The sequence below is a fragment of the Fodinicurvata fenggangensis DSM 21160 genome, from assembly GCF_000686045.1.
In the GTDB taxonomy this organism is placed as follows: domain Bacteria; phylum Pseudomonadota; class Alphaproteobacteria; order Kiloniellales; family DSM-21159; genus Fodinicurvata; species Fodinicurvata fenggangensis.
Genome location: NZ_JMLV01000002.1, coordinates 173453 through 186143, shown reverse-complemented (window position 1 = coordinate 186143; position 12691 = coordinate 173453). Strand labels below are relative to the sequence as shown.

Genomic DNA, 12691 nt, shown 5'->3' with positions numbered 1-12691 from the left:
CGCTGTCTCTCCCCGGAAATCCGGCACCCTGGTTGTGGGCAAGCCGGGCTTCGACCGTCTGTTCATGTCATGCAATTCGGCGCGGCAAACTTGCCGCAAAGCCGCCTGCATAACAAGCCGCGGCGTCAATTTTAATCGCCAATCGCCGTCAGGTCCGGAAAGCGCTCAGTCGTAGACACCGCGGAACAGGCGCCCCTGCTCCGTGACCAGTACGATTATGATCGACGCAATGCCCAGCCCGGCAAAACCCAGGGCCATGGGCAGGGGGGTGCCGTTGAAGGCCTGTCCGATGAAATAGCCGAGAAGAGCACCACCCAGCGTGGTAATGAACCCCAGGAAGGAAGAGGCCGTGCCTGCGACCTGGCCAACCGGATCCATGGCGATGGAATTGAAATTCGGCATGACCAGCCCGAAGCCGAACATGGTGACAGCCTGCAGGGCGATGAACAGCCAAACGGTCTCCAGACCGGCCAGGTTGATCAGGCTGTGGACGATACCCGCAGCCGTGAAGAGCAGCAGGGCGGAATGCGAGACCCGCCGCATGCCCAACCGCTCCACGATGCGCGAATTGATGACCGAGGCCATGGCCATGAAGAGTGCAATTGAGGCGAAGGCCAACGGGAAGATGGCACCGATCTCGAAGACGTCGACAAAGATCTGCTGCGCCGAATTGATGAACCCGAACAGGCTGCCCATCACCACCGTGGCTGCCAGCGCATAGCCAAGGGTGATCCGGTTGGACAGGACAATGCGGAATGAGGTGACGATGGATTTGGGGGAAATGGCGATACGCCGCTCAGGCGGCAGGGTTTCGGGAAGGCGCAGAAGGGTCCAGGCAATGAGCACGAGCCCCATGACCGTCAGGACCGCGAAGATCAGACGCCAGGGACCGAGAAGCACGAGGATCTGCCCGAGGGAAGGGGCGACCACCGGCACGGCGATGAAGACAATCATCACCAGGGACATGACCTTGGCCATGCGGCGGCCGCCGTAGCAGTCGCGCACCAGGGACAGCGCGATGACCCGGCTGGCAGCGGCGCCAACCCCCTGCATCAGGCGTGCAAAGAGCAACTGCTCGAAGGAGGTGGCGATGACCGAGAGCGCCCCGAACAGGGCGTAGATCAGCAGGCCCGCGATCAGGATTGGCTTGCGTCCATAGCGGTCCGACAGGGTGCCGTAGAACAACTGCGTGAAACCGAAGCCGATCAGGTAGGCGGTGATCACCAGCTGGGTGCGGTTCTCCTCACTGACGTTCAGGCTGCCACCGATGGAAGGCAAGGCGGGCAGCATGATGTCGATGGCAAGTGCGTTCACGGCCATCATGGCCGCCACGATGGTGACGAACTCGGCAAAGCCCATGCCAGGATGGGGGCTTTCCTCCTGGGATGATGGACCCCTCTTTGCGGCGGGCTCCTGGTCGCCTCTGGCCTTGGACATGAAGGTTCCTTGCTCCGTTGCGCCGTCCGGGTTTCCTCCCGGGTCGAATAGGTTCGCCATTATTACCAGCATCAAGGCTTGGTTTTCCACGCTTACGAGCGGCGCACAGGGACAAGGCCGCTATTCGCAAATGACAGGGCAGTGCGCCCGAGTCCGCTGGGCTGTGCGATCAAACCTGCGTGAACAGGGCGGGTGGGTGCTTGTCGTAGCGAAAGCAAGCATGCAAGTCTGACTGGAAAGCAGCCGCAAGGAGTCCCAAGTTCAGATGACAACGATGACAGTACGACCGCAGAGCAAAATCAAGTTCCGCGATCCGGAGGTTACAGCAGATGGGACGGCCCGCGCCCATGTGGCCCTGAAGCGGCTGGATACGCTGTGGTTCAATACGGGGACGCTCTGCAACCTGGCCTGTACGCATTGCTACATCGAATCCAGCCCCCGGAACGACAGCCTGGTCTACATTTCACGGGGTGAAGTGGCCTCGTACCTGGACGAGATCGAAGCCTTGAATCTGGGTACGCGCGAGATCGGCCTGACTGGCGGCGAGCCCTTCATGAATCCGGAAATCATCGACATCCTGCAGCTTTGCCTGGAACGCGGCTATCGCGTGCTGCTGCTGACCAATGCCATGCGACCGATGATGAAGCGCGCAGACGCGCTGAAGGCTCTGCGGCCGCTGGCGGAGGGCAAACTGGTCCTGCGCGTTTCGCTGGATCACTATGGCCAGAAAGTGCACGAAGCCGAGCGCGGTCCACGCAGCTGGGCCCCCGCCATCGAGGGCCTGTGCTGGCTGGCGGAGCAGGGCTTTGCCATCGACGTTGCCGGACGCGATCTTCCGGGAGAGGGCGAGGCCGCACTCAGGGCCGGCTACGCACGCCTGTTCCAGCAGTTGGATCTGCCGCTGGATGCCGACGATCCGGCCCAGCTGGTGATCTTCCCGGAAATGGACGAGACGGCCGAAGTGCCTGAAATCACGAAAGAGTGCTGGTCGATCCTGGGGGTGGCGCCGGACTCGATCATGTGCGCCTCCTCGCGCATGGTGGTCAAGCGCAAGGGCGAGCCGAGGCCCAAGGTTCTACCCTGCACGCTGTTGCCCCATGACGGGACTCACGACATGGGCGGGAGCCTGGCCGAAGCCCTGGATGAGGTGTCGCTCAATCACCCCCACTGTGCGCGTTTCTGCGTCCTGGGCGGTGCGTCCTGCAGCGCGCGGTAAAGAGAAGCCTTCAGGCGCCGGTGGGTTCGTGCGAGTCGGGATCCGGCGGGCCCGCCTCGGGGGCGTCCTCGGACTCCGAGGCCTGTGTTTCACTGCGGCCCGGCAGTTCCACAAGGAATCCGGCACCCTTGTCAGCGGACAGAGGATTGAACCGCAAGACCAGTTCCCGGCGCATGAGCTCCAGGAGGTAGCGCCCTATGGGCAGGAAGAGCGTCTCTCCGCTTTCCGGCGTGGCCGGATCCAGCCGGACGGTAACGGACTTGGCCTCTCCGAAACGGTTCCGTTCGACCATGCGGTCGATCGAGGCACAGGCATGTGCCAGGTCCAGTTCACGCAGATCAAGTTCCCAGTCCGCGCTGTCCTGCCGTCCGATCAGATGGTTGGCGGCTCGGAATCCCGGATCGTTGTAGGCGTCCTCGTTGCTCAAGCTGGTCTCCCATTGGCGGCTGTTGTCTCCCGATATCCCCTGTCCATGACATAGGTCAGAAAGGCGACGTGATAAAGGCATTGCGCAAAGAAAAAGGGCGCCGGCAGTAACCGCCGGCGCCCGATATTCCTTGCGGGAAGACCGCAGATCAGGCGGTTTCTTCCGCCTCCTGCAGGTCCTCACCGGTTTCCTGGTCGACGGCCTTCATGGACAGCTTGACCTTGCCGCGGTCGTCCAGGCCGATGACCTTGACCTTGACTTCCTCGCCTTCCTTAACGACGTCATCGACCTTGCCGACCCGCTCCTGGGCCAACTGGCTGATGTGAACCAGGCCATCGCGGGGGCCCAGGAAGTTCACGAAGGCGCCGAAGTCCATGATCTTGACTACCTTGCCGTCATAGATCTTGCCGACCTCGGGTTCGGCCACGATGGACTCGATCCAGTCCAGGGCCTCCTTCATGGAGCTGTCGCTGGTGGCGGCGACCTTGACCGAGCCATCGTCCTCGATGTCGATCTTGGCGCCGGTCGTCTCGCAGATCTCACGGATCACCTTGCCGCCGGTGCCGATCAGGTCACGGATCTTGTCCTTGGGCACGTTGATCGAGGTGATGCGCGGCGCATGGCCCGAAACACTGTCACGCGCGGTGCCGATGGCCTTGGCCATCTCGCCCAGGATGTGCTGGCGCCCTTCCTTGGCCTGGTCCAGGGCGATCTGCATGATCTCGCGGGTGATGGAGGTGATCTTGATGTCCATCTGTAGCGAGGTCACACCCTCTTCGGTGCCGGCCACCTTGAAGTCCATGTCGCCCAGGTGATCTTCGTCACCCAGGATATCGGAGATGACGGCGTAGTCATCGCCTTCCTTGATGAGGCCCATGGCAATGCCGGCCACGGCGCGGGGCAGCGGCACACCGGCATCCATCATGGCCAGGGAGGACCCGCAGACCGTCGCCATGGACGAGGACCCATTGGATTCCGTGATCTCGGAGACCAGGCGGACTGTGTAGGGGAAGTCCTCCTTGGACGGCAGGACCGGGTTCAGTGCCCGCCAGGCCAGCTTGCCGTGGCCGATCTCGCGACGTCCCGGCGTGCCGACACGCCCGGCTTCACCCACGGAATATGGCGGGAAGTTGTAGTGCAGCATGAAGTGCTGGCGGAACTCGCCCTCCAGCGAATCGACGATCTGCTCGTCCTGGCCGGTGCCCAGGGTGGCGGCCACAAGGGCCTGCGTCTCGCCGCGGGTGAAGAGTGCCGAGCCGTGGGCACGCGGCAGGATGCCGGTTTCGCCCACGATGGGGCGGACTGTCCGGGTGTCGCGGCCGTCGATGCGCTGGCCGGTCTTGAGGATCTGACCGCGCACGATGTCGCTTTCCAGCTGCTTGAACACACCGCCGAGTACAGCCAGCTTTTCCTCGTCTTCGCCAATGTGCTCCTCGGCCGCACTGCGGACCTCGTCAACGGCGGCCTGGCGCTCGACCTTGTCGGCATTGCCGTAGGCCTCAGCCAGGCGGCTGCCGAATTCCTTCTGAAGTTCGCTGTAGAGTTCGGACTTGACCGCCGGATCCTCGGGAACCTCACGGGGCTCCTTGGCGGCGTCTTCGGCCAGTGCGATGATCGTGTCGATCACCGGCTGCATCTGCTCGTGGCCGAAGTTGACGGCCCCCAGCATGACTTCTTCGCTGAGTTCCTGGGCTTCGGATTCGACCATCAGCACGCCGTCCTGGGTGCCGGCAACCACGAGATCCAGCTGGGAGTTGGGCAGTTCATCCATTTGCGGGTTCAGGACGTATTCGCCATCAATATAGCCGATGCGTGCCGCTCCAAGCGGACCCATGAAGGGCAGTCCGGAAAGGGTCAGAGCTGCCGAGGCGCCGATCAGGGCCACCACGTCGGGATCATTTTCCAGATCGTGACTGAGAACCGTGCAGATGATCTGTGTCTCGTTGCGGAAATTCTTGTGGAACAGCGGGCGAACCGGCCGGTCGATCAACCTGCAGGTAAGGGTTTCCTTTTCCGTTGGCCGCCCTTCGCGCTTGAAGAAGCCGCCGGGGATCTTGCCTGCGGCGAAGGTCTTTTCCTGGTAATTGACGGTCAGGGGGAAGAAATCCAGACCGGGTTTGGGGTTGCGGGCGCCGACAGCTGTGCAGAGCACCACCGTCTCGCCATAGCTTGCCAGCACGGCACCGTCGGCCTGACGTGCCATGCGCCCGGTTTCCAGAACGAGCTTGCGCCCACCCCAGTCCAATTCCTTGCGGGTGATATTAAACATGTCTTGTCCTTTGTGTCCTGGCCGGCTGTGAAACAACGACCGGACCCGCGAAAACCGCGGAACCTGCCTTTCCGGCAGGGGCGCGGCTTGCGACGGCCCGGTTGCACACGAAGCGGGTGTGCCGGCCGGCCACCCGCTTCGAGATATAGTTCTTGCAGAGGATCGTCAGACACAGCCCATCCCCGTCAAGGGATGTCTGGGGTCTGTGAAGGACGGTCATTGTACCTGTGACCTAGCGGCGGATACCGACGCGTTTGATCAGGGTCTCGTAACTGCTCTTGTTCTTCCGCTTGAGATAGTCAAGCAGGCGGCGGCGCTGCCCGACCATGACCAGCAAGCCACGGCGGGAGTGGTAGTCCTGCTTGTGACTCTGCATGTGTTCGGTCAGGTTCGAGATGCGCTCGGTCAGGATGGCGATCTGGACTTCAGTGGAGCCAGTATCCCCTTCCTTGGACCCGAATTCCTGGATAATTTCCTGTTTACGCTCGGGCGTAATCGACATCGTCAGTCCTTTCACTCTTCAAGGGTTGATCACGCGGACCGGACGCAGCTCTCCAGCCTCGAAACGGGCTATGGCCACCAGCCTGCCATCGGTCATGGCACAGACGGTGTCGCCGGGTTCGAGATCCTGAAGCCGCTGTAGATGCGAACGCGCCAGGAGGGAAACCGCCTGGCCGCTGCGCATTCTTTTCGCCTCGGTCTCCGTCAAGGCCAACGCCGGGATGTCGTCCAGCGCCGTCTCGACAGGAAGCAGGGCCTGCTCGCAGGCCGCAACATGCTCCAGCTGCTCCAGGCTGTCCAGTGAAATTGCATGGCTTTCGTCAAAGGCACCTACGGACAGGCGCCGGAGCACGGAAATATGGGCGCAGGTGCCCAGGGCTTCACCCAGATCGCGCGCCAGGGAGCGCATGTAGGTCCCCTTGCCGCAGGCGACTTCGAACACGGCCGTGTCGTTATCTGGCATTTCCACCAGCTCGATCGAGTCCACATAGACATGGCGCGCGCTCAGGCTCACCTCTTCACCGTCACGGGCAAGGTCATAGGCGCGCTGGCCATCGACCTTGATGGCCGAGAAGGCCGGCGGAACCTGCTCGATCCAGCCATGGAAGCCGGACAGGACGTCGCGAATCTGGGCCTCTGTGGGGCGCACGGTGCTGCGCGCGACCACCTCGCCTTCGGCGTCGTCGGTGTCGGTGCCTTCGCCCCAGCGCAATGCAAAGCGATAGGTCTTGTCACCGTCCATGACATAGGAAACGGTCTTGGTGGCTTCACCGAGGGCGAGTGGCAGGATACCGGTGGCCAGGGGGTCCAGGGTGCCGCCATGCCCGGCCTTGCGGGCATCCAGGTGGCGGCGCACGCGATTGACCACGTCCGTCGAGGTGATTCCCGAGGGCTTGTCAATCACCACCCATCCGTTGATGGCCTGGCCCTTACGACGTCGTGCCATCTTCGTCCGCCCCGGGGTTGTCTGTATCCGAACTGTCTTCTGTCTCCGAAGTCTCCGTGGCGTCCAGGTCGCGGCGCACACGTTCGCGACGCAGCAGTTCCTCGATGCGCTGGGCCTCGTCGAAGGAGGCATCCATCTGGAAGCTCAGGCGTGGCGTGTAGCGCAGATCGCTCTGGGCTCCCAGCTCCTTGCGAAAGAAGGCCGACGCGCGGTTCAGGGCCTCGACCACGGGCGCGGCTTCCTGGCCGGCGAGCGGCAGGACGAAGGCTGTCGCATTCTTCAGGTCGGGACTGACGCGAACCTCCGAAACGGTGACATTCACACCCTGAAGGTCCGGGTCACGTGCGTGCCCGGAATTGACAATGGTCGACAGCTGGTGGCGCAACTGCTCGCCCACTCGCAGCTGGCGCTGCGTGGGCGCTTTTCCCGAAGAGCGTGTCATGATCTTGTCGCCTTGCCGAAGGTCCTGCCGACACCTGTGATTACAGGCTGCGTGCGATCTCCCGGATCTCGTAGCACTCGATCTGGTCGCCGACCTGGATGTCGTTGTAATTCTCGAAGGCCATGCCGCATTCATAGCCCTGCTGCACTTCCTTCACCTCGTCCTTGAAGCGCTTCAGGGTTTTCAGCGTGCCATCGTGGATCACGACATTGTCGCGCAGCAGGCGCACCTTGGCCCCCCGCTTGACCTGGCCTTCGGTGATCATGCAGCCGGCAACCTTGCCAACGCGCGTGATGTTGAAGACCTCGCGGATTTCCGCATAGCCCAGGAAGGTCTCCCGCTGTTCCGGCGCGAGCATGCCGGAGAGCAGGGCCTTCATGTCGTCGATCACGTTGTAGATGATCGAGTAGTAGCGGATTTCCACGCCGTCCCGGCGTGCCAGATCACGGGCCTGGGCGTTGGCGCGAACGTTGAAGGCGATGATCGGGGCGCCGGACGCGCGGGCCAGCGTGACGTCGGACTCGTTGATGCCGCCCACACCGGCATGGAGGACCTGGATCTTCACCTCATCGGTGGCAAGTTTCTCGAGTGCCGTCGTGATGGCCTCTAGCGAACCATGCACGTCGGACTTGATGACCACCGGCATGGACTGGGCTTCGCCCTCCTTGATGCGGTCCATCATCTGTTCCAGCGAACCCCGGCCCGAGGTTGCACTGGCCAATTGGGTCATGCGCTTCTTCTCGGCACGGAAATCGGCTACTTCGCGGGCACGGGCATCGTCCTCGACCACAACGAAATCGTCGCCGGCCTCCGGCGTGCCGTTCAGGCCCAGAACCTCGACGGGCTCGGATGGACCGGCCTGCTGGATCTTATCTCCACGGTCGTTCAACAGGGCACGCACGCGACCGGACTCGCTGCCGGTGACGAAGATATCGCCAACACGCAGCGTGCCGCGCTGGATCAGGACGGTTGCCACCGAGCCGCGGCCCTGCTCCAGGCGCGCTTCCACCACGACACCGCTGGCGGCGCGTTCGGGATTGGCCTTGAGCTCCAGGAGTTCGGATTGCAGCAGGAGCGATTCCACCAAGTCGTTGATGCCTTCGCGGCTGATGGCCGAGACCTCAACGCAGATGATATCGCCGCCCATGTCCTCGGGGACCAGTTCGTACTGCAGCAGCTCGGTCTTCACGCGCTCGGGATCGGCTTCGGGCTTGTCGCACTTGTTGATGGCGACAACGATGGGAACCCCGGCCGCCTTGGCATGGTTGATGGCCTCGACGGTCTGGTCCTTGATGCCGTCATCGGCGGCCACCACCAGGATGACCAGATCAGTGACGTTCGCACCGCGCGCCCGCATCTCCGTGAAGGCCGCGTGGCCCGGCGTGTCGATGAAGGTGATCTTGCTGCCGCCCTCGACGACGATCTGGTAGGCGCCGATATGCTGTGTGATGCCGCCGGCCTCGTGCGCCACGATGTCTGTGGAACGCAAGGCGTCCAGCAGCGAGGTCTTGCCGTGGTCCACGTGGCCCATGACGGTGATCACCGGCGGCCGTGGCTGCAGGGAAGACTCGGGGTCGGGTCCGCCTTCGAGGCCCGTTTCGACGTCCTCGTCCGAGACACGCTGGGCATTGTGCCCGAATTCCGTGACCACGAGTTCCGCCGTATCGGCGTCGATGGTCTGGTTGATGGTGGCCATGACCCCCAGTTTCATGAGGGTTTTCACCACTTCACCGCCACGCTCGGCCATGCGATTGGCGAGTTCCTGGACAGTGATGGCCTCGGGAATGACAACGTCTCGAATGATCTTGGAACCTTGTTGCAGTTGTTCGCGCGAGCGCTCCTTTTCCTTTTCCCGCCTGCGGCGAACCGCGGCGAGGGAGCGTTGGCGCTCTTCCTCCTCGTCCTCGTCGAGAGCACGCGTGATGGTCAACTTGCCCTGACGGCGACGCTGTTCGGTCTTGCCGCGTGAAGGGGCGGGCTGCTTGGCAGCGCCACGCTTCTTGTTGCGCGCTTCGCTGTCCTCGCCTTCGCGCTGCGCCGGCTTGCGGGCGGCGGGCTTGTCTTCGGCTGACGGCGCAGGCTGCGGTTCAGCGGCCTTCTGCGTGCTTTCCTCGACAGGTTCGCCAGCTGCGCTCTCGGCCGGTTCCGCGGTTGCCTCAGCACCGGATTCGGCATCGCTCTCGGCTTCCGCCTGGCGGCTTGCTTCTTCTTCCTCGGCGCGCTTGCGGGCTTCTTCCTCTTCGGCCTGGCGGCGGGCTTCCTCTTCGGCGGCGCGCTTGCGGGCCTCTTCCTCTTCACGGGCCCGGCGCTCGGCCTCTTCGCGCGCCTTCTCGATGGCACGCAGTCGTGCATCGCGTTCGGCACGCGTCAGGTTGTGATCGTTCTCGATCTCGGCGGCCTGTTCCTGCAGGGCGGCGGCTTCCTTGCGCTGCTTCTCGGCCTCCTGCTGGGAGGCGGCCTCGGCGGTGCTCTCCTCTGGGCGATAGGCACGCTTGCGCTTGACTTCGACCTGAACCGTCTTGCTGCGTCCATGGCTGAAGCTCTGACGCACCTGTCCGGTCTCGATCTTCTTCTTGAGCTCGAGCTTCTTGTCCTTGTTCAGCGTCAGCGGCTTCTTGCCGTCCGTCTTTTCGTCCGTAGTCGTCATCTTCTCAAACGCTCGCTTGTCCTCGTTGCGGCCGGGATTCGTCCGCATTATACGCTTTCAGCCGCGCCGCCTCGCGCCGCAGCCGTTCGGCCAGACCGCCGGGGAGAACCGCCACGTGTACCCGTGGAGACTGTCCCAGAGCCTCTCCCAGCTCGTTAGCCGTGAAAAGCTCGATTACCTCAAGTCCCGGCGTCTGTCCGACGCCAAGGGTCGCCAGCCGGATGCGCGGCGCCCGGGATCCATCCGATGCCTGCAGCAACAAGGCGGCTTCACCTTTTTTCAGGAGCCCGTGCACCTTGTCATAACCGGCCGCCGTTTCGCCAGCCCTGCGTGCCAGGCCAAGCAACCGAAGGCAGCTTTGCCGCAGCAGGCCTTCGACGCGATCGGCCAAATCCTCGGGCACCGTCACCGCCTGCCGTGCGCCCCGGGCAAACAGCTTGCGCGCCACGGCTTTTTCCACCATCCGACGGTCCGGCGTCAACCAGAGCCCGCGACCGGGCAGCCGATTGGCAATGTCGGGGACCACGCTCTGGTCCGGTCCCACAACGAAACGCAGCAGAGTTTCACGCGGACGCACGGCACCGCTGGCCAGGCAGCGCCGTTGCGGGCCTGCCGGGCTTTCGCCGTCCCTATCCGTCTGCGCGATCTCTTCCGCCGCCATCATGCCGTCGAGCTTACTCCTCTTTCGCCGTTTCCTCTGTGCCGGCCTCGTCCTCGAACCAATGGGCGCGGGCGGCCATGATGATGGCGTTCGCGGTCTCCTCGTCCGGGGCCAGGTCGCCTAGCAGTTCGATCAATTCGTCGCCGGCCAGGTCGCCCAGGTCGTCCAGCGTCCGGACCTCCGCCTCACCGAGGCGGGCCGCCATGGCGGGAGTCACGCCCTCGATGTTGACGATATCGTCGCTGACGCCGGCGGCCTTGCGGGCCTCCTCGTAACTGCGCTCCTGCTCGTTCAGGTGATTCTGTGCCCGTTGGCGCAGTTCTTCGGCGACTTCCTCGTCAAAGCCTTCGATCTCGGTCAATTCCTCGATGGGCACATAGGCCACCTGGTCGACCGAGGTAAAGCCTTCTGCCACCAGAAGATGGGCAATGACCTCGTCCACGTCGAGGGCATCGATGAAGCCCTGGGAGCGCTGGTGGAACTCTTCCTGGCGGCGCTGGCTTTCCTCTTCCTCGGTCATGATGTCGATGTCCCAGCCGGTCAGCTGGGTGGCCAGGCGGACATTCTGGCCGCGCCGCCCAATGGCCAGCGACAGCTGGTCGTCGGGCACCACAACCTCGATGCGGCCCTGTTCCTCGTCCAGGACCACCTTGCTGACCTCGGCCGGGGCCAGGGCGTTCACCACGAAGGTTGCTGGGTCGGGCGACCAGGGAATGATATCGATCTTCTCGCCCTGCAGCTCACCGACAACGGCCTGCACGCGGCTGCCGCGCATGCCGACGCAGGCACCCACCGGGTCGATGGAGGAGTCATGACTGATCACGGCGATCTTGGCGCGGCTGCCGGGATCGCGGGCCACCGACTTGATCTCGATGATGCCATCGTAGATCTCGGGCACCTCCTGGGTGAACAGCTTGGCCATGAACTGCGGATGAGTGCGCGACAGGAAGATCTGCGGTCCGCGCTGTTCCTCGCGCACGTCGTAGATGTAGGCACGCACGCGGTCGCCGTTGCGCAGCGATTCGCGGGGCAGGGTCTCGTCACGCCGCAGCATGGATTCGGCGCGGCCCAGGTCGACCGTGACATTGCCGAATTCGTTGCGCTTGACGATGCCGTGGACGATCTCGCCGACGCGGTTCTTGTATTCCTCGTACTGGCGCGCGCGCTCCGCATCGCGCACGCGCTGCACGATCACCTGCTTGGCGGTCTGGGCGGCGATACGGCCCATGTCGATGGGCGGCAGTTCCTCGCTGAGCACGTCGCCGAGCTGCGCTTCCGGCTCGCGGGCGCGCGCTTCCTCGAGGTCGATTTCGGTGAACTCGTTCTCGACAGGATCGGCGACTGTGTGGCAGCGGCGCAGCTTGACCTCGCCAGACTTGCGGTCGATCTCGGCGCGAATGTCGTGCTCCTGGCCATACTTGGCGCGACCGGCCTTCTGAATGGCCTGTTCCATGGCCTGCAGCACTTCATCTGCCTCGATGCCCTTTTCCCGGGCAACCGCATCGGCCACCTGAAGCAGTTCCGTACGATGGAGGGTCGTCGATTCCATCTGGTTCAATCCCTATTCCTGTTCGATCCGTCCTGCATTGCGGCTAGGAGGTCGTCAGTCAGTACCAGCTTGCCCTTGGCAATATCGCCAAAGGCCAAGCGCTCAATCTCGCCCGTTTCGCTTGCCTGAAGCAGAACGGTCGTGTTCTCCAGACCACGCAGGCGTCCCCGCCAGCGCTTGCGGCCGTTATGCGGCACCTCGAGTTCCAGCTTGGCCTCGAACCCGGCGTAACGCTCGTAGTCCTTGAGCCGGGTCAGGGGCCGGTCAAGTCCGGGGGAAGAGACTTCCAGCTCGTAGCCTCCGGCAATCGGGTCCTCGACGTCCAGCAGGGCCGAAATCGTCCGGCTGAGTTCGGCACAGTCATCGATACCCATGTGACCGTCCGGCCGTTCGGCCATGACCTGAAGGACCGGTCGGCCCTCGCCGCCACTCAACTGGACGCGCACGATCTCGAAGCCCATGTCCTCCACGGAGGGGGCGATGATACGTTCGACCTCTGCCGCCTTTCCCTCGCTGGTCCGCGCCAACTCGGGATCGGCTGTCCCGTTGTCATTCGAATGCTCTGGCACGGTTCGGCTGTCTCCTCCGCACAAGCC

The 12691-nt window shown here is 63.5% G+C and carries 11 protein-coding genes; 1 reads left to right on the top strand and 10 read right to left on the bottom strand.

The genetic code is table 11. The features are described from left to right. Positions 1 to 165 precede the first annotated feature (165 nt). Positions 166 to 1437, bottom strand: coding sequence for a multidrug effflux MFS transporter (locus BP38_RS0104055; protein ID WP_155992185.1), 1272 nt, complete (start codon positions 1435 to 1437; stop codon positions 166 to 168). A gap of 265 nt (positions 1438 to 1702) precedes the next feature. Here BP38_RS0104055 and BP38_RS0104050 point away from each other — a divergent pair, with 265 nt between their 5' ends. Beyond that, the gene (locus BP38_RS0104050; RefSeq protein WP_051608950.1) at positions 1703 to 2653 is read left to right on the top strand and encodes a radical SAM protein; all 951 of its coding nucleotides are present in this window, start codon (positions 1703 to 1705) and stop codon (positions 2651 to 2653) included. A gap of 10 nt (positions 2654 to 2663) precedes the next feature. On the opposite strand, the gene BP38_RS18910 is transcribed toward BP38_RS0104050, so the two are convergent. The 9 genes from BP38_RS18910 to rimP form a co-directional block, all read right to left on the bottom strand. Beyond that, entirely contained in the window at positions 2664 to 3080 is a 417-nt protein-coding gene (locus BP38_RS18910; protein WP_211250226.1) for a hypothetical protein, read from the bottom strand. 148 nt (positions 3081 to 3228) lie between these two features. After that, positions 3229 to 5349: a polyribonucleotide nucleotidyltransferase gene (gene pnp, locus BP38_RS0104040; protein WP_026986683.1), complete on the bottom strand. Its 2121-nt coding sequence runs from the start codon at positions 5347 to 5349 to the stop codon at positions 3229 to 3231. 232 nt (positions 5350 to 5581) lie between these two features. Further along, positions 5582 to 5851 (bottom strand): 30S ribosomal protein S15, encoded by a 270-nt coding sequence (gene rpsO / locus BP38_RS0104035; protein ID WP_026986682.1) that lies wholly within the window; start codon positions 5849 to 5851, stop codon positions 5582 to 5584. An 18-nt stretch (positions 5852 to 5869) separates the two neighbouring features. After that, a complete protein-coding gene (truB, locus tag BP38_RS0104030) occupies positions 5870 to 6796 on the bottom strand; it encodes a tRNA pseudouridine(55) synthase TruB (protein WP_026986681.1) in 927 nt (308 codons plus the stop codon). Continuing rightward, complete coding sequence (gene rbfA / locus BP38_RS0104025; RefSeq protein WP_026986680.1) at positions 6780 to 7238, bottom strand: 30S ribosome-binding factor RbfA; 459 nt, start codon at positions 7236 to 7238, stop codon at positions 6780 to 6782. The genes truB and rbfA overlap by 17 nt, the downstream gene beginning before the upstream one ends. A gap of 40 nt (positions 7239 to 7278) precedes the next feature. Next, positions 7279 to 9933, bottom strand: coding sequence for a translation initiation factor IF-2 (gene infB, locus BP38_RS0104020; RefSeq protein ID WP_437123989.1), 2655 nt, complete (start codon positions 9931 to 9933; stop codon positions 7279 to 7281). Continuing rightward, positions 9890 to 10549, bottom strand: coding sequence for an RNA-binding protein (locus tag BP38_RS18905; RefSeq protein ID WP_245602315.1), 660 nt, complete (start codon positions 10547 to 10549; stop codon positions 9890 to 9892). Before BP38_RS18905 ends, infB begins: the two co-directional genes overlap by 44 nt. 10 nt (positions 10550 to 10559) lie before the next feature. Continuing rightward, positions 10560 to 12095, bottom strand: coding sequence for a transcription termination factor NusA (gene nusA, locus BP38_RS0104010; RefSeq protein ID WP_026986678.1), 1536 nt, complete (start codon positions 12093 to 12095; stop codon positions 10560 to 10562). 5 nt (positions 12096 to 12100) lie between these two features. Continuing rightward, positions 12101 to 12664, bottom strand: coding sequence for a ribosome maturation factor RimP (rimP, locus tag BP38_RS0104005; protein ID WP_245602314.1), 564 nt, complete (start codon positions 12662 to 12664; stop codon positions 12101 to 12103). Positions 12665 to 12691: the final 27 nt, after the last annotated feature.

Bases quoted from the DNA above. Each gene is read 5' to 3' on its own strand.
- infB (WP_437123989.1), bottom strand. From the start codon at position 9,933: ATGCGGACGAATCCCGGCCGCAACGAGGACAAGCGAGCGTTTGAGAAG.
- rbfA (WP_026986680.1), bottom strand. From the start codon at position 7,238: ATGACACGCTCTTCGGGAAAAGCGCCCACGCAGCGCCAGCTGCGAGTG.
- pnp (WP_026986683.1), bottom strand. From the start codon at position 5,349: ATGTTTAATATCACCCGCAAGGAATTGGACTGGGGTGGGCGCAAGCTC.
- truB (WP_026986681.1), bottom strand. From the start codon at position 6,796: ATGGCACGACGTCGTAAGGGCCAGGCCATCAACGGATGGGTGGTGATT.
- BP38_RS0104055 (WP_155992185.1), bottom strand. From the start codon at position 1,437: ATGTCCAAGGCCAGAGGCGACCAGGAGCCCGCCGCAAAGAGGGGTCCA.
- rpsO (WP_026986682.1), bottom strand. From the start codon at position 5,851: ATGTCGATTACGCCCGAGCGTAAACAGGAAATTATCCAGGAATTCGGG.
- nusA (WP_026986678.1), bottom strand. From the start codon at position 12,095: ATGGAATCGACGACCCTCCATCGTACGGAACTGCTTCAGGTGGCCGAT.
- BP38_RS18905 (WP_245602315.1), bottom strand. From the start codon at position 10,549: ATGATGGCGGCGGAAGAGATCGCGCAGACGGATAGGGACGGCGAAAGC.
- BP38_RS0104050 (WP_051608950.1), top strand. From the start codon at position 1,703: ATGACAACGATGACAGTACGACCGCAGAGCAAAATCAAGTTCCGCGAT.